13 protein-coding genes and 1 pseudogene are annotated in these 22,175 nt (G+C 64.6%); 6 read left to right on the forward strand and 8 right to left on the reverse strand.

What is annotated here, in order from left to right:
- Positions 1–546, forward strand: coding sequence for a hypothetical protein (locus AC1RNP_RS08190; RefSeq protein ID WP_493050758.1), 546 nt, complete (start codon positions 1–3; stop codon positions 544–546).
- Positions 547–582: 36 nt separating this feature from the next.
- Here AC1RNP_RS08190 and AC1RNP_RS08195 read toward each other — a convergent pair.
- Positions 583–971: pseudogene (locus tag AC1RNP_RS08195) on the reverse strand (lysozyme).
- A gap of 435 nt (positions 972–1,406) precedes the next feature.
- Between AC1RNP_RS08195 and AC1RNP_RS08200 the strand changes: the two are divergent.
- Both AC1RNP_RS08200 and AC1RNP_RS08205 read left to right on the forward strand, forming a co-directional pair.
- Positions 1,407–1,895: a cupin domain-containing protein gene (locus AC1RNP_RS08200; protein ID WP_493050994.1), complete on the forward strand. Its 489-nt coding sequence runs from the start codon at positions 1,407–1,409 to the stop codon at positions 1,893–1,895.
- Positions 1,896–1,908: 13 nt separating this feature from the next.
- Positions 1,909–2,949 (forward strand): TraB/GumN family protein, encoded by a 1,041-nt coding sequence (locus tag AC1RNP_RS08205; RefSeq protein ID WP_493050759.1) that lies wholly within the window; start codon positions 1,909–1,911, stop codon positions 2,947–2,949.
- 11 nt (positions 2,950–2,960) lie between these two features.
- Here the strand turns inward: AC1RNP_RS08205 and dxs are convergent, their stop codons facing one another.
- From dxs to AC1RNP_RS08225, 4 genes are all read right to left on the reverse strand, one after another.
- The gene (dxs, locus tag AC1RNP_RS08210; RefSeq protein ID WP_493050760.1) at positions 2,961–4,874 is read right to left on the reverse strand and encodes a 1-deoxy-D-xylulose-5-phosphate synthase; all 1,914 of its coding nucleotides are present in this window, start codon (positions 4,872–4,874) and stop codon (positions 2,961–2,963) included.
- A gap of 136 nt (positions 4,875–5,010) precedes the next feature.
- Positions 5,011–5,670 carry an HNH endonuclease gene (locus AC1RNP_RS08215; RefSeq protein ID WP_493050761.1) on the reverse strand — a complete coding sequence of 220 codons (660 nt, stop codon included), beginning with the start codon at positions 5,668–5,670 and terminating at the stop codon, positions 5,011–5,013.
- 221 nt (positions 5,671–5,891) lie between these two features.
- Positions 5,892–7,679: an acyl-CoA dehydrogenase C-terminal domain-containing protein gene (locus AC1RNP_RS08220; RefSeq protein ID WP_493050762.1), complete on the reverse strand. Its 1,788-nt coding sequence runs from the start codon at positions 7,677–7,679 to the stop codon at positions 5,892–5,894.
- A gap of 88 nt (positions 7,680–7,767) precedes the next feature.
- A complete protein-coding gene (locus AC1RNP_RS08225; RefSeq protein ID WP_493050763.1) occupies positions 7,768–8,238 on the reverse strand; it encodes an LEA/WHy family protein in 471 nt (156 codons plus the stop codon).
- A gap of 640 nt (positions 8,239–8,878) precedes the next feature.
- Here AC1RNP_RS08225 and AC1RNP_RS08230 point away from each other — a divergent pair.
- Positions 8,879–9,883: an alpha/beta fold hydrolase gene (locus tag AC1RNP_RS08230; protein WP_493050764.1), complete on the forward strand. Its 1,005-nt coding sequence runs from the start codon at positions 8,879–8,881 to the stop codon at positions 9,881–9,883.
- A 313-nt stretch (positions 9,884–10,196) separates the two neighbouring features.
- On the opposite strand, the gene AC1RNP_RS08235 is transcribed toward AC1RNP_RS08230, so the two are convergent.
- Positions 10,197–10,691 (reverse strand): hypothetical protein, encoded by a 495-nt coding sequence (locus tag AC1RNP_RS08235; RefSeq protein ID WP_493050765.1) that lies wholly within the window; start codon positions 10,689–10,691, stop codon positions 10,197–10,199.
- Positions 10,692–10,840: 149 nt separating this feature from the next.
- Positions 10,841–12,469 carry a M4 family metallopeptidase gene (locus tag AC1RNP_RS08240; RefSeq protein ID WP_493050766.1) on the reverse strand — a complete coding sequence of 543 codons (1,629 nt, stop codon included), beginning with the start codon at positions 12,467–12,469 and terminating at the stop codon, positions 10,841–10,843.
- Between the two features lie 399 nt (positions 12,470–12,868).
- On the opposite strand from AC1RNP_RS08240, the gene AC1RNP_RS08245 reads away from it, so the two are divergent.
- On the forward strand, positions 12,869–13,219 hold the full coding sequence (locus AC1RNP_RS08245; protein ID WP_493050767.1) for a hypothetical protein: 351 nt from the start codon (positions 12,869–12,871) through the stop codon (positions 13,217–13,219).
- Positions 13,220–13,343: 124 nt separating this feature from the next.
- Here the strand turns inward: AC1RNP_RS08245 and AC1RNP_RS08250 are convergent, their stop codons facing one another.
- Entirely contained in the window at positions 13,344–14,054 is a 711-nt protein-coding gene (locus AC1RNP_RS08250; RefSeq protein WP_493050768.1) for a response regulator transcription factor, read from the reverse strand.
- 413 nt (positions 14,055–14,467) lie between these two features.
- On the opposite strand from AC1RNP_RS08250, the gene AC1RNP_RS08255 reads away from it, so the two are divergent.
- The gene (locus AC1RNP_RS08255) at positions 14,468–22,174 is read left to right on the forward strand and encodes an isopeptide-forming domain-containing fimbrial protein (protein WP_493050769.1); all 7,707 of its coding nucleotides are present in this window, start codon (positions 14,468–14,470) and stop codon (positions 22,172–22,174) included.
- Position 22,175 lies beyond the last annotated feature (1 nt).

Below are 22,175 nucleotides of genomic sequence, written 5' to 3' on the forward strand. Positions count from 1 at the left end.
ATGAAATCGTTTATTTGCTTGATTATTTTTTCTATGCTGTCCGTTTCGGGTTCGACATCTAGCCAAGATTTGGTGGCGGATGCTTTTTCTCGTGCTGATTTTATCCCTCATGCATTGACGGATAAGCAGCTCGTAGATAGATATGGTCCCGGCATCAAAAGAATAGACGATGGAATATTGCTGCGTTCTTATGTAGACAAGTCATGCAAAGTATGGCTCATGTATAAAGCGGACACAGATGCTGTGCCGGAGTATAGGCTTGTGAGTGAGCTCACTATCACTTCCATGCCTGCATCAAAGAAAAAATCCGCATACAAGGGAGATTTATGCGGGATTAGCCTTCTCGGGATTTCGCTGGGTGATGATGAGAACAAAGCGATTTCTTTAACAAAAAAGCTTGTTGTCAAAGTAAATCATGGGATCTTTTTAAATAAAAAAATCAAAGAGTTATATATTAATAGATCAAGTGATGAATCAGATCTTTATTATAAAATTTATATTAAAGATAGCAAGGTGATTGCGTTATCAATAGGCCTAACTGAATGACTTTGGCAGAGAACCCCGTCTGATGCGGGGTTCTCTTTATTTTGAAGACAGAAATAAACCGCTCTCCACACTGCGCCTCTCAGTAAGCCCCTTGAGCACCGTCAGCTTGTTTCTGACTTTCGCCTTGTTCCACTTCAAGAACTCCTCGGCAGCCCGCGTGTAGTTCCCCTTGTTCAACTCGCGCAGCAGTGTGGATGCCGCAAATCGCGTTCTGCCAAGATTGAAGACAAACGACACGAGCGCCGCCTCCTGGTTCGCCGTCAGCGGCACCGTCACGAGCGCACGCACGTCTGCCAGGGCAACCGTGATGTCTTCCGCCAGGAACGCCTCAGCCTGTGCCTCGGTGATCACCATGCCGCAGTGACGCCGTGTGTGTGGCCGTAGCCGATGGTCCAGACACCTATCGCATCGCGATAGGCACGCAGCCGAGGTTCAAAACTGTCGTAATGGGGCTAAAGCAAAACGACAGATAAGAAAACACAAGGGCGGCTTTATGCCGCCTTCTGTGTCCATGGGGAACCTTCCTTTCTGCTCGGATTGCTCCCCGTAAGTGTCGAACCGGGTCGTGTGACAGCAGTGGACCTGTACCGATCAAGCAGCAGGACAGCTGCGGCGGGGCGACGATGGGCGAGCCGTGACGAACATCCGCAGTCGTCCCGCACTGTCTCACTGCAGTCAGGGCGTTTCGGGGGCATATTTGGGGGCAACTTGTGAGATACGAAATGGAGAATCCGCGCAGTTCCTACGCTTTTTGGCGTTATTCGGTAGAGGCTACCTCAAAGGAAGAGCCCGCCGCGTGCGGGCTCTTCCATGTGCGGGCCCTTCCATTTTCGGCACTGGCGAACCGCTACGATCGCCGCATGCATGCCCGTGCCGCTCATCTGATCCGATTGCTGGACCTGGCCCCGCATCCGGAAGGCGGGCATTTCCGGCGCATCCACGCTGCGTCCGCGCAGGTCGAATACGGCGGGCATCCGCGGCCGGCGCTCACGGCGATTCAATACCTGCTGGCGCGCGGCGAATACAGCCACTGGCACCGCGTCGACGCCGAGGAAAGCTGGCACTGGCAGGCGGGCGGCGCGCTGGAACTGCTGCAATACGATGCCGCGACCGCGAAGCTCACCCGCACCCGCCTCGATGCGCTGGCCGAGGACAGCCAGCCGCTCGTCATCGTCCCGGCCGGGACCTGGCAGGCGGCCCGACCGTTGAGCGACTACACCCTGGTCGCCTGCACGGTCGCGCCGGGCTTCGTGTGGGAGGGATTTGAACTGCTCGATAACGGCAGCGCGCTCGCTCACGAACTCGAGCGGCTGGGCGTGCTTCACTTGCATGCGTTTCCCACGCTCTGAGGACGGAACCCGAATGCGTCGAACTCTTTACGTCTGGCTGGCGGCGGTGTCGCTGGCGGTCACGGCATCGCCGGTCATCGCGCAACAATCGCCAGCCACTTCGCCGGCAACGCAGCCACAGCCACAAGTCGTCGACATGGACACCGTCGTGGTCTCCGGCGTGCAGCCCGGTCCCGGTCTGTGGAAGGTGTCGAAGGGCGATCATGTCATGTGGATCCTCGGCACGCTGTCGCCGTTGCCGAAGCGGATGGAATGGCAGTCGGCCGAGACCGAACGCGTCATCGCCGCATCGCAGGAAGTCCTGTCGGCGCCTTATCCGAAGATCGAAACGGGCATCGGCGTGTTCCGCGCGATGTTCATGCTGCCGACCTTGCTCAAGGCACCTAAGATTCCAGACGACAAGACGCTGCAGGATGTCGTGCCCGCGCAGCAATACGCGCGCTGGCAGGTATTGAAGGCGCGCTACATCGGCGGCGACCGTGGTGTCGAGCGCATGCGACCCGTGTTCGCGGCGATGGAGTTGTACGAGAAGGCGATCGAAAAGTCGGGCATGGCGCAGACGGGCGTCGTCTGGCCGGTGGTGAAGAAGGTGGCGAAGAAACACAAGATCAAGATCACCGAGCCCGTGCTCACGATCAAGGTCAAGGACGTCAAGAACGCGGCCAAGGAGTTCGCCAAGGGCGTGGTGAACGACTCCGATTGCTTCAACAAGACGCTGGACCGCATCGAAGGCGATCTCGGCAACATGGCCGCGCGCGCGAACGCCTGGGCGGTGGGCGACGTCGCCGCGCTGCGCGATCTGCCGGCGCAGAATCAGTTCACGGCCTGCACCGCGGCGATCACGGAAACGGAAGTGGCACGCAAGCAGGGCATGCACGATCTACCTGCGCAGGTGCGTGGCGTCTGGCTGAAAACCGCCGAAGCTTCGCTGAGCAACAACACCTCGACTCTCGCGGTGCTGCCGATCAGCCTGATGCTGGCGCCGAACGGATACCTCGATGCCTTGCGGGCCAAAGGGTACACGGTGCAGGCGCCCGACGAAGTCGTCGAATAGGGCGTTCTTTTTCAGCCGGCCATGCTGGCGAGCGTGGGAACGTTTCCTGCCAGCATCGGCCAGCGCGACAGCACAGCGTTGCGGATGCCAGCGGCATCGAGTCCGGCCTCGGCCAGCAGATCCTCGCGACTGGCGTGATGCTGGAACGCATCCGGCAATCCGAGATGCAGCACCGGCATCGCGATGCCTTCCGCGTTGAGCAGTTCGGCCACGCCGGAGCCGGCGCCGCCCATGACGACGTTGTCTTCGAGCGTGACGAAGCCTTCATGCGTCCTGGCCAGTTCCAGGATCAGGTCGCGATCCAGCGGCTTCACGAAGCGCATGTTGACCACGGTGAGGCCGAGTTCCTCTCCGATTTTCTCCGCCGCCGGCACGACCGCGCCGAAGGCGAGCAGAGCGATGCGCGAACCGCGCTTGCGCAGTTCCGCCTTGCCGATCGGCAGCGTGTCGAGGGTTTGGCCGATGGCGACGCCCGGACCGGTGCCGCGCGGATAGCGCACCGCGGCCGGTCCTTCGAAAACGAAGCCGGTCGAGAGCATCTGCCGGCATTCGTTCTCGTCGCTCGGCGCCATCACCACCATGTTGGGCACGCAGCGCAGGTAGGAGAGGTCGAGGTTGCCGGCATGCGTGGCGCCGTCCGGGCCGACCACGCCGCCGCGGTCGATTGCGAACAGCACGTCGAGGTTCTGGATCGCCACGTCGTGCACGAGCTGGTCGTAGCCGCGCTGCAGGAAGGTCGAGTAGATCGCCACCACGGGTTTGGCGCCTTCGCAGGCCATGCCGGCGGCGAGCGTTACGGCATGCTGTTCGGCGATGGCGACGTCGAAGTAGCGTTCCGGATATTCCTTGCTGAAGCGCACGAGACCGGAGCCTTCGCGCATCGCCGGGGTGATGCCGAGCAGCTTCGGATCGGCCGCCGCCATGTCGCAGAGCCAGTCGCTGAAGATGTCGGTGTAGGTGGGCTTCTTGGCGCCGGGCTTGGCGACCACGCCCTGGGTCGGATCGAACGGGCCGACGGCGTGATAGCCGATCTGGTCGTCCTCGGCGAGATCGTAGCCCTTGCCCTTGGTGGTGATGACGTGCAGCAGTTGCGGGCCCTTCAACGTCTTCAGCATCTTCAGCGCGCTGACCAGCGCCTTGACGTCATGGCCGTCGATCGGACCGGTGTAGTGGAATCCCATTTCCTCGAACAGCGTGGACGGCACGAACATGCCCTTCCAGTGTTCTTCCCAGCGCCGCACGAAGCGCGCCGTGCCGCTGCTGCGCTTGTCGCCGAGGAGCTTCTTGCCGCCCTCGCGGATCGCGTTGAGCGTGCGGCTGCCGGACATGCGGCCCAGCATCTTGGTCATGCCGCCGACGTTCTCGCTGATCGACATGCGGTTGTCGTTGAGGATCACCAGCATGTTCGGTTCGGGTTCCATGCCGCCGGCATGGTTGAGCGCCTCGTAGACCATGCCGGCCGTCATCGCGCCGTCGCCGATCACCGCCACCACCTTGCGCTCGTTGCCGGCGCGCGCGTTCGCGATCGCCATGCCGAGTGCTGCCGAGATCGAGGTGGAGGAGTGGCCGACGCCGAAGGTGTCGTACTCGCTTTCCTCGCGCTTGGGGAACGGCGCCACGCCGTCCTTCTGCTTGACGGTGTGGATGGTGTCGCGGCGGCCGGTGAGGATCTTGTGCGGGTAGGTCTGATGGCCGACATCCCAGACGATGCGGTCGTCCGGCGTCTCGTACAGCCAGTGCAGGACGGTGGTCAGTTCGATCACGCCGAGCCCGGCGCCGAAATGGCCGCCGCTCTTGCCGACAGATTCGATCAGGTAGGCGCGGAGTTCGTCGGCGATGGCGGGGAGTTCGGCTTCGTCGAACTTGCGCAGGTCGGCCGGGCTGTCGATGCGCGAGAGGCGCGGATAGCGGGCGGAGTCGATCATATTGCCCATTGTCCCTCCCGGCCGGGGGCAGGGGCAAGGAAACGGGATGGACAAAACGACACACCGTTAAGCCCCCGCGGACGGGCCGAAATGGAGAAAAGCCTTGGTTGACGGCGGCGCGGCGCCAGCGCGGGCGCTATTGCCGCTTGCGCTTGGGCAGATGGTTCTTCAGGAACGCCATCTGGTCCGCGAGGATGTTGCGGTTGCTCAGGATCAGGTGCTCCACCCAGCTCGGCCGGTACGGGACCGCCAGCAGCGGCATCGAGGCCTGCTGCGGCGTGCGCCCGCCCTTGCGCGAGTTGCAGTGGAAGCAGGCCGAGACCACGTTCTCCCAGGTGTCGCGGCCGCCCTGCGAGATCGGTTTGACGTGGTCGCGGGTGAGCATCTGGCGCGGGAAGTCGTGCCCGCAGTACAGGCACAGATGCTGATCGCGCGCGAACAGTGCGGCGTTGGTCAGCGCCGGCGTGGGATCGAGCGCCGAGGGGCGGGCATGCCCGCGCGCGGCGATGATCGGATGCAGTTCCATGCTGCTGCGCTCGCCGGTGACGCGGCAGATGCCGCCGCGCACGGTGAGGCAGGGATCGCCCAGGGTCCAGGCGACCGCGCCGCGGGCGTACAGGCAGGTGGCGTCCTGCCAGCTCATCCAGTCGAGCACACGGCCATGCGCGTCCAGCGAAAGCAGACGCACGGCGTCGAGGCGGGCAGGGGAGCGGGGTGGCAAGGCCGAAGCAAGATCGGCCGGTTCCGAGAAGGCCCCGGCCCGGATCAGGCGAAGATTCGCTCTGTCAGGCTCCATGGGAGGGATAGCTTATACGCCTTTGTTTACTTTTTGTGTAGATGTGGCGATGGCCGTTGAGACCCATGGCCCCGTCATTCCGGCGAAGGCGGGAATCCAGCGTCTTTCGTGTCGACGTCGCAATATCGACGGCAAAGTCACCGGATTCCCGCCTTCGCCGGAATGACGAGCAAAGGCGTTATGCCGGTCCGGTTATCGGCATCGACAACCGGGCACCTGCATCACCCGAAGCGTTCCGCATCCATCGCCATCAACGGCGCCGTGCCGCTTTCGATCGTCGCCGCGTGCGTCAGCGTGCGCGGCAGGACGCGGGCGAAGTAGAAGCGCGCGGTCTCGCGCTTGGCATCCTTGAACGCCTGCGATTGCGCGGACGCATCCGCCGCCGCCACGCTGCGCGCCCACCAGTAGGCCAGCGCCACGTAGCCGGAATAGAACAGGTAGTCGTAGGCGGCCGCGCCGATCTCTTCCGCATTGGCCATCGCTCGCTTGCCCACGCTGAGCGTCAGCGTCTGCCATTCGCCGGCTTTCGCGCGCAGCGGTTCGACGAATTCGCGCAACGCCTCATTGCCTTCGTTGGCCTTGCAGAACTCCTCGACCATGCCGAGGAACACGCGCAGTCCCGCGCCTTGCAGCTGCGCGATCTTGCGCCCCATCAGGTCGAGCGCCTGGATGCCGGTGGTGCCTTCGTACAGCGTGGTGATGCGGGCGTCGCGCGCCAGCTGTTCCATGCCGTGCTCGTGGATGTAGCCATGGCCGCCGAAACATTGCAGCGCGTGATACGTGGACTCCACGCCCCACTCGGTGAGGCAGGCCTTGACGATGGGCGTGAGGAAGCCGAGCAGGTCGTCGGCCTGCTTGCGCTCGGCCTCGTCGCTGCTGTGGTTAAGGACGTCGACCAGCGTCCCGGCGTGATAGCTCAGCGCGCGGCCGCCTTCGGTCAGCGCCTTGCAGGTCAGCAGCATGCGCCGCACGTCGGGGTGCACGATGATCGGATCGGCGGGCTTGTCGGGGAATTTCGGACCGGAGAGCGAACGCATCTGCAGACGATCGCGCGCGTAGCGCAACGCATTCTGATAAGCGCGATCGGCGAGACCGAGCCCTTGCAGGCCGACACCCAGGCGCGCGGTGTTCATCATGGTGAACATCGCCATCAGGCCCTTGTGCGGCTGGCCGATCAGATAGCCCTGCGCTTCGTCGAGATTGAGCACGCAGGTCGCCGAACCGTGGATGCCCATCTTGTGTTCGATCGCGCCGCAGCGCACACCATTGCGTTCGCCGAGCGTGCCGTCGCGCGCCACGCGCACCTTCGGCACGATGAACAGCGAGATGCCCTTGCTGCCGGCCGGTGCGTCGGGCAGGCGCGCGAGCACGAGGTGGATGATGTTGTCGGTGAGATCGTGCTCGCCGGCGGTGATGAAGATCTTGGTGCCGCTGATCGAGTAGCTGCCGTCGGCCTGTGGCACGGCCTTGGTCTTCAGCAGGCCGAGGTCGGTGCCGCAGTGCGGTTCGGTGAGGCACATCGTGCCGGTCCACTGACCACTGATCAGCGGCTTGAGGAAGATGTCCTGCTGCCACGACTCGCCATGGTGCATCAGCGCGGTGGTGGCGCCGTGCGAGAGCAACGGGAAGTTGCCCCAGGCGAGATTGGCGGCGTCGACCATTTCTTCGAGCGGGATGCCGACCAGGTGCGGCAGACCTTGTCCGCCGAATTCCTCCGGCGACACCAGCCCCGACCAGCCGCCTTCGACGAACTGTTCGTAGGCCTGCTTGAAGCCCGGCGGCGTGGTCACAGCGCCAGTGGCCTTGTCGTACTTGCAACCGACTTCATCGCCGACGCGATTCAGCGGTGTGAGCACCGTTTCGGCGAAGCGTGCCGACTCTTCGAGCACGGCATCGACAATGTCGCGCGTGGCCTCGGTCTTTCCAAGGCGCGCGAACAGTGCCTCTGCATCGAGGAGATCGAAGAGGGTGAAGCGGATGTCGTTCAGCGGTGCGTTGTAAGTGGACATGATCGAATGGGATGTCGAAGAAGAGGGGCGAAGATGGCGCCGTGCCAGTGGTGTGCACGGCGAGCAGTGGCGTGCGGTATCTGTTGCGTCAGCGCAATACGCCAGGCAGGCCGGGGACGGGGTTCAAGGCGTTGCTGCGCTTCTTGAGCGTGAAGGTCTGGGACTTCTTTTCCTCGGGCACGGCCTGCAGGGTGCCTTCCAGCGAGTAGTTCACGCCGCGCCTGTTGCTGAGCGCGTCCGCGATGGCGATCCGGGCGAGGGACGAGGGGGTCAGCGAGATGGTCACCACGTCCGCGGACTCGGGGCCGATCGAGATGCCGGGGTTGGCCTGCAGGGTGCCGGCGGGCTGGTCCTGCAGGTTCAGCGTCAGGTTGATGGCGTCGAAACGCATCGGGATGCTGCTGTAGTTCTCCAGCCGCAGGTCCACGGACCAGCCGCCGTCCGCCCGCACGGTGAGTTGCTGGATGCTCGCGGCCGGCTCCGACACGCGCCGGACCGGGCCGCCACCGCAGGCCGTCAACAACGACGCGAACACCACGAACACCAGCCAGCGCTTCATACCGGGAGTCCACCTGGGAATGGGATGCGGCGCAGGATACTACGACGATACCGCGACGTATGGGGGCGGCCTGGAATACAGCCAGTGGGCGGTCGGGCTGGCCGGATGGGGGAGAACGGGCACCAGACTTTTACCGGGGTGAGAGTACGGAGGATGGATGGATGGCCAGGCCAGTGCGGCGAACCGATCATGCATGCGTTCGAATGGGCGCGATCGATCGTGCTTGATTGCGACGCGTCCTCGGGGGGCAGGGTGTCGTCGTCGTGATGTGAAAGTCCGCTGGAGAACGCGACTTCAAACGTATGAAGTCGATGACGCGCGCATCCACACATCCAACACTAAGCGACATGCGGGCGCGAGTCCTCATTCATGAGGATTCTTTGTGTTCACGGCATGAGTTTTTCTCTTGTGCATGCGATCAATCGTCGTTCTTCTTTCACTATGTCTTGATCCTCCGTTTGTTGCTGTATCGCACGTGGAAGCATTCAACAGGGGGCCTGGTGTGGAGGGAAATCCGGCCGTTTGGAGCATCGTTTCCGATCGCGATTTCCATCCACAGAGGAAAAGAGGCATGAGTAAACAGACGACTCACGATTCGGCGGGCGTGCCCGCAAAACGAGAACCTGCCGGAAAAGGATTGATGCGGACACTCGCATCGCTCGCGCTCGGCATGATGTTGACCGTGCCCGCCATGGGGCAGGCGCAGGCATCCGGTGGCGATTCGCCGGCAGCGGCCATCGCCGCGCGCACGCAGGCCACGCTCGCGGTGCCGGCTTCCCGCAACCAGATCGTCACCAGCAGTGATGGCACCCGTATCGCGGTGTACGAGTACGGCCTGGATGCTTCGGTGGCTCCCACTGTCGTGCTGGTGCACGGCTATCCGGACACGGCCAAGGTTTGGGATCAGGTGGTCGCGCGGCTCGCGCCGGGGTATCACGTGGTCACCTACGACACGCGTGGTTCGGGCAACAGCGATCATCCTTCGACGCAGGCCGCCTACAAGCTTTCACAGCTGTCGGCGGACCTTTCCGCTGTGCTCGATGCGACAGCCGGCGGAGACAAGGTGCATCTGGTCGGTCACGACTGGGGTGCCGTGCAGAGCTGGGAATCGGTGGCCAAGACATCGTTCGCCGGTAGGATCGCTTCGTACACCAGCATTTCCGGGCCCAGTGTGGATTTGACCGCGCAGGCCATGCGACGGAATCTCCTCAATCCGTTGCAATGGGGGAACCTCGTCCAGCAGGCGATCGCATCCGCCTACATCGTGTTCTTCAATCTGCCGCTGCTGCCGGAGATCGCGTGGATGCTGGGTCTGCCGGAGGCACTGCTGCAGTTCACGGTCTTCCTCGAAGGCGGTACGCGCGAACCGTATTCGTCGGCGGACGGCGCCGCGGCGGTGAACCTGTATCGCGCCAACGTGACGGAGCGACTGCTGGCTCCGACCTACGACCGCGTCGCGGTCGAGAACGTGCAGATCATCGTTCCCACCCGCGATGCCTACGTCAAGGAATCCACCGCGACGGATTTGGGCTCGGCCGTTCGCTACCCGCTGATCAGGCGCATCGATGCCGGACATTGGGTGGAGTTGTCGCATCCGGATGATGTCGCGCAGCTGATCGGTGAGTTTGCCGACAGCCACGAGTGATCTTCCTCGCGCCCGCATGAAATATTGAAGTCAGCGGAGCGGGTCCGATTGATTGTGAAATTCCGAAGCGGCGCCTGACCAGGCGTCGCTTCGTCGAGAGTGGCGAGCAACGCCGCCGATGGCCTTCCCGGTAAGCGTCCGCGCAAAAAAAAGCCATCCGAAGATGGCATTGGGGAAGAGAAATGAAATCTAGGGCGGCCGCGGCCATGAGCGTATTCACGCCAAACGGCAGTGCCCGCGGCCAAAGATGGCGCATGAGTCGTGAAAGGGCTGTGAGGTTCGATGACGGGAAGCGACGTCCCGGTCACGGTTTCTAGCGCCAGGAGGTGACGGTTTGCGCCAGGCTGTTGGTGCGCCAGCGGCTGAGGCAGTCCTCGCACCGTTCCATCTTGTAGACGGGCTGGTCCTTGACCAGCACGATCCAGACCGTCGGATCGATCAGCGCACCATCGGCCCGTTTCTGGCTGGTGGGAAGGTTCGCCTGCAGGGTGACGTCTCCGGTCCGCTTGAGGACCGGATGCGCGAGCAGGGGCGCGCCGGTGCATTCGCTGTTGTCGCACAGCAGCACGAAATATTTGCGGTCCTTCTCGAAGTCGCCCACCCGATAGTCGATCGTGACGGACATCGGCCCGCCGCCATTCACCGGTTCGCCCTCTTCGGGCGTGTGGGATTTCACATGGATGTGGCTGTCTTCCCGATACTTGCCGGTCAGGTAGTAGTCCGCCGCGAGCATGGCGGCGCATCCGGACAAGGGAACGGCCAGCGCGGCGAGGAACAGAATCCGGCCGCGGTGGCGAAGCGTACTCATGGCGATCTCTCCTTCACCGGTTTGAGCTTAGCTTCACCCCCTGATGCCGTACAAGCAGCCTTTCGGCACGGGGCATCGTGGAAAATCCCCGGATCGAAAAACGAACGGCCCGCTTAAGCGGGCCGTTCGATGAGACATGCTGTCTCTGCTCAGTTCACCGAAACCGCACTCCAGGCACGTCCGACGGCGGCGTACTCGGCCGAGCCCGTGCCGTATAGATCGCGCGCGGCATTGAGCGTAGCCGTGCGGGCGCCGGGGTAGTTGGTGTTGGAGGTCATGTACACGGTCAGCGCGCGGTACCAGATCCGCATTGCCTTGTCGCGACCGATGCCGGTCAGGGTGGTGTCGCCGTTGCAGACCAGCTGGCTCGCCGTGTAGTTGAAACCGCTCGGCGACACCGCGCCTTCCGCCAACAGGTAGAAGAAGTGGTTGCCGACGCCGGAGGTGAAGTGCGGATCGTTGGTGCGCTGGCTATCGGCGGGGAAGCCGCCTGACGGATAGCAGTTATGGCTTTCGCCATCCGCTGCGCTCGGCAGGAACATGTAGCGCAGCGCCTTCTTGCCGTCCGCGTTGCTGCGGTAGATCTTCTCGCCGATCAGGTAATCGCCCGGATCGTTGGCGTTGTTGATGGAGAACTCCACCATCGTGCCCATGATGTCGGAGCTGGCTTCGTTCAAGCCGCCCGCGTCGCCGGAGTAGGCGAGGTCGGCGGTGGCTTCGGTCACGCCGTGGGTCATCTCGTGGCCGGCGACGTCGAGCGCGACGACCGGATAATAGGTCGCGCTGTCGCCCATGCCGTAGGCCATGAACTTGTACGGCACGCCGTACCAGCCGGCATTCACGCCGGTGGTGCCGCCGGTGGACATGCGGAACTTCACATGGACGATGCTCTTCACACCGACGCCGTCATCGAAGATGCCGGTGCGGTTGAAATTGTTCTTGTAGAAATCCCAGGTGGCTGCGACGCCGTAATGCGCATCGGAAGCTTCGCTCGCCAGCACGGACGTGGTGTTGTTGCCCCAGTTGTTGTCGGCATCGGTAAGAACCGCCGCCGAGCTGTAGATCGTGCTGATCTCGCGGCCCTTGCCGTCGCGGGTGTTGCCGCCGCCGCGGGTCGGGTCGACCATCTGGAAGCCGCTGCTGGTCGAATCGGTGGTGATCGGCACATCGCCCAGGAACAGCGTCTGGCCGGTGCCGGTGGCGGCCGCGGTCTTGATGATGTTCCAGCCATCGAGCACCTTGCCGCTGAGCGCGTCGACGAAGTAACGCATGTCGGCCTCGCCCTGCGTGTCGGAAACGCCGCGCACGCGCACTTCATAGGCCAACACCGGCTTGGCGCCGCGCGCGTAGACCACGAGGCCGCGGCTGCTGACGTCGTCGAGGGTGGTGCCGTTGAATGCCGCGCCGGCCGCGATGAGTGCTTCGTCGGCGGAGACGCGCGGCGTCACGCCCGGCCTTGCCGTGCTCTTCAACGTCAGGTTGGCCTTCTCGAAGCGCCCATTGCGCGAGTGCACGACGACGTCGCCGCCGATCACCGGCAGGCCGCGATAGCTGCGATTGAAGCGGACGTGTTCGGTGCCGTCGGCATCGATGATGGTGTCCTTGGCGGTGAAGCCGTCCTGATCGGCACGCTGCAGTGCCTTGGCGTTGGCGGGAACCTCGATCAGTCCCTTCGCGCGTTGCGTGACGGCGGAGAGGGCTGTGGGAGAAGCGGCGAACGAGGACAGCGGCAACGCAAGCGAAGCAAGAATGGCGAGCTTGAGCGGATGAACTTGCATTTACGGGACCCTGTGATGATGTGATGGGGACAACGGGCCGGCCGGAGCCGGGGTCGTGCCGTCCTTGTCGAATAACGTGCCGGTCAGGCAGCACCCCTGGGCCTTCGGCCGGTCCTCTCCTGCTGGAGAAAGAGGCCCGATCGGAGGGCGGTCGAACTTAGAGCAGATTTGTGACGCACGTCATGTTGCTAAAGCAACAAAACCGTCAGGTGCGGGTAGTCCAGGTATCTAACTGATTGTTAAAATTGACTTTTATCTGCTTCGGCTTCTTCGTCTCACTAATTTTCGAGAATGTCGACGCGCCGGAATGCGCGGAAATGAAAGTGACGTGAATCACATTTCTCTCACTTCCGAGAGATAGATTCATGGATGCCTTTCCCCCGTTTGTCGAGGCGCCCCATGGAGTTATTGGAGACGCAGAAAGCTGCGGCCTATCTGGTTGGCCGTGCGATCGCGGCCGAAACCGCCGTCAAGACATTGATGGCGGAGCGACACCGGGATGCCGCGACGCTGCGCCAACTGCTGCGCGCCAATCTCGATTACCGGCAGATGCACATGGCCGCCGATTTCGAACGCACGGGTCTGGACGCGGCACTGTTGTCCGTCGCGCAGACTGCTTTTGCGATCACGAAGAAAGCGGCGCTCCAGGCGGTCGTTCGCGGCTGCTACGTCGAGCCGGGTGTCCAAGGCGCGTCACATGCGCAAGCAGTTCGTGCAATCCCCAAGCGGCGCAAGAAATCTTGCGCGTGATACTTGAAGGCTTTGCTACGCCGCGGAAGAGAGGGGGATCAAAACAGCGTCTGTGCACTGCCTTCGCATCAGCAAGTCGACACAGGCGATTGATCGCGGTGCGATCTTCGCCGCATCGTTCCGCTCAACTCGCGATCAGGACGTAACCCACGCCGCGCACCGTGTTCAACGGCAGTTCCTCGTTGGTCGCCGACAACACTTTTCTCCGCAAGCGGTGGATCAGCATTTCGAGCCGGTGCGGATCGAACTCGTGAATATCCCGCGCGAGCCTGGAGATGATCGTGTCGCGCGCCACGGTGAGGCCGGGCGAGGCGGCCAGCAGCTCGACGACCAGTCTTTCGGGATGGGTCAGGGGCACCCGTGCTCCGGCGGGTGAGGCCAGGTTCCAGCCGTCCAGATCGAAGCGCCAGCGCGGCGGTGGCAGGACTTCCTCGCGCCGCGTGGTCCGCGGTTGCTCCATCCGCCGCAGCAGGCTGCGCAAGGTAGCGGTGAGCACATCGATATCGACCGGCTTGGTGATGTAGGCATCCGCGCCCTCGTCCAGGCCGCGGATGCGATCGGTGTTCTTCCGCTTGCGGCCGGTGAGCATCACGATGCCGGCGTCGGTCAGGGCGCGCAGATGCCGGGCCACGGTGAGGCCGTCTTCGTCGGGCAGGCCGATGTCCAGGACGAACAGTGAAAACTTGCGCGTGAGCATGCTGCGATAGGCTTCGGCCGCGCTTCCGGCGCCCACCACGTTGAAGCCCGCATCCCTCAAACCCGGTATGAGGATGTCGTCACGCATCCCGGGGTCGTCCTCGACCACGAGAATCCATCGTTCGGCGGCTCCGCCCATATTCCCTGCATCCCCCATGCACACGACAGCCTCGCGCGCGGCGCGCGCAGGCGCTTGAATCACTCAGAACTGTTCGCTTACTCCGAAATGCTATGCAGGTCACAACTTGCAAGTTGCCTGACCACACCTCGTCGGAGTCATCGATTCGGGTCCGTTCGAAGACCGCATCCCCGTTTTCATATATAGCAAAAAGATGAAGCGAAAAGATGAGTCTTCGTGAGTTTCAGAAAGTTACAGTGCGTGTAGTCCCACGATACGACTGCTTAAAGTCCGCAACGGGGAGAAGGCCTTTGCGAGAGCAGGCCTGCAGCAGTCTTAAGCAGTAGATCCGACGCCCTCTCCCGGGAGTACGCACGTGCCGGCGTACTCCGATCGGCCGCCATATCGGGCGGCGAAGCCTGGGAAGCGGTGGAATGAATCGATCGACCTATGACGTCCTAGCCTCGCATCTGCCGCGGGCGCGCCTTTTGCTGGGCCAAGTCTTTCGTAGATCCGCCTTTCTCTGTTTCCTCGCGCTGGCCGTCGTCCATCCGGCGTTCGCGCAGACTTCCGTCGACAACGTGGCGCGGATCGTCAATCCCGTGGGCCTGTCGTGCACGGACGCCGCCACGAATCCGAATTGCGCTCGCAGCGACAACGCATTGGTCTCGGTGGCGCCCGCCATTCCGGACTACGACTTTTGTCCCGCCGGCGGCAACAAACCGGTGTTCAGCCTGACCAACGGGGTGCAGGTTTCGCGCTATGAACCCGGCGCGAGCAGCGACGCATTCGTGACGCAGCTCGATTTCACCGTGGCCGGCAACGTCAACGGTTCGATGGTCGATCCGGTGCACAACCGGCTACTGTTCGTCTCGCGCTCGGGCACGAACACGATCCTGTGGGCCTACGACTCCGAGAACGGTGGCTGGTATCAGGCCACGGCGCCGTTCGCGTCGCCCGACTTCGCGCGTGCGGGCATGTCGTCCGCCGGTGTCGGTTACCTGATCAGTGGCGGCGCAACGCCGGAAGTGTGGCGGGTGACCGCGTCGGGCGGTTTCGGCTACACGGTCCAGAACATCGGCACTCTGACTTACGATTTCGCGCCCACCAGCAACACGTCGGGTGACATCGCCTTCGACGCGGAGGGCGCGGGCTGGATGTCCTCGGGACAGGATCTCTACCGGATCGATTTCAGCGCGGGATTGCAGGCGGTGCGACAGACTCGCCCGCTGCTCAATGGTTCGCCGAGCACGATCCAGTGGGCGGGCGTGGCGTTCGCCGACGACGGCACGCTGTACGTGGCCGACAACGGCGCCTCAAGCAGCTATTACGCCTACGACCCAAGGACGGGCGTAGTGACATTGGCGGCGCCGACGACGGCGGTCGCCTCGCGAGATCTGGCTTCGTGCGCATTCCCCACGCTCGGCGATCCGCAATTGTCCGTGGTCAAGTCGCTGGCGCAGATCAACGGCGCGCCGGCCGGCAGCGGCGCGAGGATCGCGCCCGGCGATGTGCTGACGTATGCGATCCAGATCACCAACAGCGGCGGCGCGGTCGCCACGCTGTTCCCGGGTGACGTGGTCGAGACGCTGCCCGCCAACACGAGCGTGGTGACGGCGGGCAACGATTTCACCTGCACCGGCAGCAATTGTCCCAATACCGCTGCGGTCAATGTCGCGGCGGGCGGTGGCATCACGCTCGATTTCGTGGTGCAGGTAGCCAGTCAGATACCGAGCGGCGTCACCTCGATCGAGAACGCGGTGCTCGTCGAGAATGTGGATTGCGCCGCCGCCGGCAACGATTGCACGGAGACGACGACGTTCGCGCCGAAGCTCACGGTGAGCAAGAGCGTGAATCCGGCCAGCGGCACCGCCGTGTCGGTCGGCGACACCTTGACCTACACACTGACGGTGGATGTGGCCAATGCCGCCACGACCGCGGACGAGGTGCTGACCGATACGCTTGGCACCGGTCTGACGATCGGGACGCTGCCGGCCGGCTGCACGGCCGCGGGACAAGTCGTCACCTGCACGCTGGCCGCAGGCGCGAGCATCGGCACGCATACATTTGTCTACACCGCGACGGTGAACACGAACGCGACGGCGTCGGTGAGCAACAGCGTCGTGCCCAGTTCCGGGACCTGCACGAACTGCACGACGACGAATCCGGTCGATCCGACGATCACGGTGAGCAAGAGCGTCAACCCGGGCAGCGGCACCGCCGTCTCGATCGGCGACACGCTGACGTACACATTGACCGTGACCGTTGCCAACGCGACCACGACCACGCCGGAAGTATTGACCGACACGCTCGGCACCGGCCTGACCGTCGGCACGCTGCCGGCCGGCTGCACATCGGCGGGGCAGGTGATCACCTGCACGCTCGCCGCCGGCAGCGCGATCGGCACCTACAACTTCGCCTACACCGCGACCGTCAGCGCCGCTGCCGAGACGTCGGTGAGCAATAGCGTCGTGCCGAGTTCCGGCACCTGCACGACCTGCACGACGACGAACCCGGTCGATCCGACGATCACGGTCAACAAGACCGTGAATCCAGGCAGCGGCACCGCCGTGTCGGTTGGCGACACGTTGACCTACACGCTGACGGTGACCGTGGCCAACGCCGTCACGACCGCGCCGGAAGTGCTGACCGACACGCTCGGGACCGGCCTGACGATCGGCATGCTGCCGGCCGGCTGTACAGCTTCGGGGCAAGTCGTCACCTGCACCCTGGCCGCGGGGGCGAGCATCGGCACGCATACATTCGTCTACACCGCGACGGTGAACACGAATGCGACGGCGTCGGTGAGCAACAGCGTCGTGCCCAGTTCCGGCAACTGCCAGACGTGCACCACCACCAACCCGGTCAATCCGACCGTCACCGTCAGCAAGAGCGTCAATCCCGCCAGCGGCACGGCGGTGTCACCTGGCGACACGCTGACCTACACGCTCACCGTGACCGTGGCCAACGCCACCACGACCGCGGCCGAAGTATTGACCGACACGCTCGGCACCGGCCTGACCGTCGGCACGCTGCCGGCCGGGTGCACGTCGGCCGGACAGGTGATCACCTGCACGCTCGCCGCCGGCAGCGCGATCGGCACCTACAACTTCGCCTACACCGCGACCGTCAGCGCCACCGCCGAGACGTCGGTGAGCAACAGCGTCGTGCCCAGTTCCGGCACCTGCACGAACTGCACGACGACCAATCCGGTCGATCCGACGATCACGGTGAACAAGAGTGTCAATCCCGGCAGCGGCACGGCCGTGTCGCCTGGCGACACCTTGACGTACACGCTGACGGTGACCGTGGCCAATGCCGCGACGACCGCCGCCGAAGTGCTGACCGATACGCTCGGCAATGGCCTGGTGGCCGGCACCATGCCCGCGGGCTGCACAAACGCCGGTCAGGTCATCACCTGCACGCTGGCTGCGGGTGCGGCCATCGGCACACACACCTTCACCTACACCGCGACCGTCGATGCGAGCGCGACCACGTCGGTGAGCAACAACGTGGTGCCGAGCAGCGGCGTCTGCGTGACCTGCACGACGACCAATCCGGTCAATCCGACCGTCACCGTCGGCAAGGGCGTCAATCCCGCCAGCGGCACCGCGGTCTCAATCGGGGACACGCTGACCTACACGTTGACGGTGACCGTCGCCAACGCCGCCACGACGACCGCTGAAGTGCTGACCGACACGCTCGGTGCCGGCCTGACCATCGGCACGCTGCCGGCCGGATGCACATCGGCGGGGCAGGTGATCACTTGTACGCTGGCCGCGGGCACGGGCATCGGCACGCATACCTTCACTTACACGGCGACCGTCGATGCCGACGCGACGACGTCGGTGAGCAACAGCGTCACCGCCAGCACAGGTTCGTGCACGAACTGCACGACGACCAACCCGGTCAATGCGACGATCACGGTCGACAAGAGCGTGAATCCGGGCAGCGGCATCGTGGTCTCGGTCGGCGACACGCTGACCTACACGCTGACGGTGACCGTCGCCAACGCAGCGACAACCGCCGACGAAGTACTGACCGACACGCTCGGCGCCGGCCTGACGGTCGGCACGCTGCCGGCCGGCTGCACGGCCGCAGGACGCGTCATCACCTGCACGCTGGCCGCGGGTGCGGCCATCGGCACGCATACCTTCACCTACACCGCGACCGTCGATACGAGCGCGACCACGTCGGTGAGCAACAGCGTGGTGCCAAGCAGCGGCACCTGCCAGACCTGCACGACGACCAACCCGGTCGATCCGACCATCACGGTCGGCAAGAGCGTGAACCCTGGCAATGGCACGGCCGTGTCGGTCGGCGATACGTTGACCTACACGCTGACGGTGACCGTGGCCAACGCCGTCACGACGGCCGACGAAGTGCTCACCGACACGCTCGGCGCCGGCCTGATCGTCAGCACAGTGCCGGCTGGCTGCACGGCGGCCGGGCAGGTGATCACCTGCACATTGCCCGCCGGTGCGGCGATCGGCACGCACACGTTCACCTACACCGCGACGGTCGATGCGAGCGCGACCACGTCGGTGAGCAACAGCGTCGCCACCAGCACCGGTTCCTGCACGAATTGCACCACCACCAACCCGGTCACGCCGACGGTCACGGTGAGCAAGAGCGTGAACCCCGGCAATGGCACGGCGGTCTCGCCCGGCGACACGCTGACCTACACGCTGACGGTCAACGTGGCCAACGCCGCCACGACGACCGCCGAGGTGCTGACCGACACGCTCGGCGCCGGCCTGACCGTCGGCACGCTGCCCGCGGGCTGCACGGCGTCGGGACAGATGATCACCTGCACGCTGGCGAGCGGTAGCGCGATCGGCACCTACACGTTCGTCTACACCGCCACGGTCGGCACGAACGCGACGACGGCCGTAAGCAACAGCGTCACCACGAGCACCGGCACGTGCACGAACTGCACGACGACCAACCCGCTCACCTCGACGGTGACGGTGAGCAAGAGCGTGAACCCCGCCAGCGGCACGGCGGTGTCGGTCGGTGACACGCTGACCTACACGCTCACCGTGACGGTGGCCAACGCCGCCACGACGGCGCCGGAAGTCCTCACCGATACCTTGGGCGATGGCCTCACCCTCGGCACGCCGCCCGCGGGCTGCACGGCGGCGGGGCAGGTCATCACCTGCACACTCGCCGCGGGCGCGGCCATCGGCACGCATACCTTCACGTACACGGCGACCGTCGACACCGACGCGACCACCTCGGTGAACAACCGCGTCACCACCAGCAACGGCACGTGCACGAACTGCACGACGACCAATCCGCTCACCTCGACGGTGACGGTGAGCAAGAGCGTGAACCCCGCCAGCGGCACCACCGTTTCCGCCGGTGACACGCTGACCTACACGCTGACGGTGACCGTGGCCAACGCCGTCACGACATCCGATGCGGTGTTGACCGACACGCTGGGCGATGGCCTGACCGTCGGCACGCTGCCGGCCGGCTGCACCTCAACAGGACAGATCATCACCTGCACACTCGCCACGGGCGCAGCCATCGGCACGCACACCTTCACGTACACCGCGACGGTCGATGCCGACGCCACCACCGCGGTGAGCAACAGCGTCACCACCAATACCGGCACGTGCACGAACTGCACGACGACCAACCCGGTCGCGCCCAAGCTGACCGTGCGCAAGAGCGCCGACCCGGCCAGCGGCGGCACGGTGCAGGCGAACCAGATCATCACCTACACGGTGACGGTGACGGTGGCGAATGCCGCCACCACCGAAATGCTGACGCTGACCGATACGCTCACCACCGGCCAGACCTTGCAGACGGGCTCGATCCAGACGCCCGCCGGTGGCGATTGCGAAACGAACGCGAACGGACTGGTCTGCACGCTGGCCGCCGGTACCGCGCCGGGCAGCTACGCCTTCGTCTACCAGGCACGCGTCGACGCCACCGCGAGCGGCAGCATCGGCAACCAGGTGGTCGCGCAAGGTGGCGGCGGCGAGGAACCCGATTGCACCGGTTGCGGTACCGAGCATCCGATCGCCGAACCGGTGGTCAACATCGTCAAGAGCGCCGACCCGAGTGGCGAGACGACCCTGCATGTCGGCGACACCATCCAGTACACGCTGACGGTGAACGTGTCGCGCGCGGCGACCACGTCGGAAGTCATCCTCGAGGACACGCCCGGCGCCGGTCTCACCCTCGGCGCGCTGCCGGCGGGCTGCAGCCCCAATGGCGCCGGTCTGCGTTGCGTGCTGCCCAGCGGCACCGTTCCCGGTACGTACACCTTCACCTATCCGGCGACGATCAATCCCAACGCCGGCGGCAAGGTGAGCAACGCCGTGGTCGCCAACGGCGGCGGCGGAGAAAACTACGAGCCCGAATGCCAGGTTTGCGAGACCGAGCACCAGGTCATCGACAGCGCGCAGCTGCGCGTGATCAAGACGAGCAGCGTGCGCGAAGCGCGGATCGGCGATCTGGTGCGCTACACGGTCACGGTCGAGAACGTTGGCACGGTCAACGTCACCGGTGCGGCTCTCGTCGACACGCCGCCGGCCGGCTTCACCTACGTCGACGGTTCGCTGTCGGTCGTGGACGGCGACAACGCCGCGACGGTCAGCGGCTACAACCCGATCCGCTTCGAGGGCCTGGACATCGAGGCCGGCAAGTCGGCGACGCTGATGTATCTGATGCGGATCGGCGCCGGTGTGCGGCCGGGCGTGCTGATCAACCAGGCGCAAGCGATTTCCGAAGGCGGCAGCCCGCTGTCGAACATCGCCACGGCGGAACTGACGCTGGCGGCGGATCCGCTGATCGACGACAGCCTGATCCTGGGCACGGTCTTCGACGACCGTGACGGCGACGGCTGGCAGGACAGCGCCGCGCTCACCGGCGTGCGCGTGCAGGGCGGCTTCGATCCATCGGCCTACGTGCCGGGTTCGACCACGATCGATCGCGGCGCGGGACCGCAGCCGCTGCCCGATGCCAGCGCGCCGCTGCTGCACGGCATCGACCTCGGCGACATCGGCGCGCGGCAATCGAACGCCGATCCGGCCGAGCGTCGTCAGATCGTGCTGCGCCAGCGGTTGACGCGCCCCGATTTCACCGGCGACTTCGTGCTCGGCACCAGGCAGGGCGTGAGCGTGCGCATGGATGCCGCCGGCACCACCACGCGCTCGCTCGAAGGCAAGGCGGCGAAGGGATTGAACGGCGCACTGCCGGAAGTGGAGCGTCGCATCGCGCAGGGCGAGGGCGGCTACGTGGTGGACTACATCATCCGCAACGTCGGCATCGACGAGCGCGGTATTCCCGGCGTGCGCATCGCTTCCGTCGACGGCCTGCTGGTCGAGACCGATCAGTTCGGCCGCTACCACCTGGCCGGCATTCCGGGCGGTGCGTGGGAGCGTGGTCGCAACTTCATCCTCAAGGTCGATCCGGCGACGTTGCCGCCCGGCACCGAGATCACCACCGACAATCCGCTGGTCCGCCGCATCACGCCCGGACTGCCGGTGCGGTTCGATTTCGGCGCGAAGCTGCCGGTCGAGTCGATCCAGGGCGGCGAACGGCGCTTCGAGCTGGAGCTTGGCGAAGTGATCTTCGCGCCCGGCAGTGCCGAAGTGCGCGAACGCTATCTGCCGACGATCGAACAGATCGCCGCGAAGATCTCCGAGTACCACGGCGGCGAGGTGGTGATCGGCGCGGATGGCGAGAGCGAGGCGCTGGCCTTCGACCGCGCCACGGCGGTGAAGACCGCATTGTTGGCGAAGCTGCCGCCGGAGACGGCGAAGACATTGCGCGTGAGCGTGCGCACCACCGTCACCGATCCGGCCAGCCTGGTCGCGGGCGTGGATGCAAGCGGCCCGCGCCTAGGCACGGTGCTGTTCGACACCGATCGTGAAGCGATCCGGCCGGAATTCGAGCCTTTGCTGGATCGGATCGCCTCGCATCTGGAAAAGGCCGGCGGCGGCACGGTCTCGGTCGTCGGCCACGCCGATGTGCGTGGCGCGGACACCTACAACCTCGCCTTGGGGATGCGAAGGGCGAAAGCCGTGTACGAAGCGCTCGCGCAACGGCTGAGCGCGGAAGTGCGCGCCCGCGTGCGCGTGGAATCCAGCAACGGACCGGCAGCCCCTGCCGGAAGCGGCAAGTGAG

Source organism: Luteimonas sp. GW821-FHT14E02, from assembly GCF_058803905.1.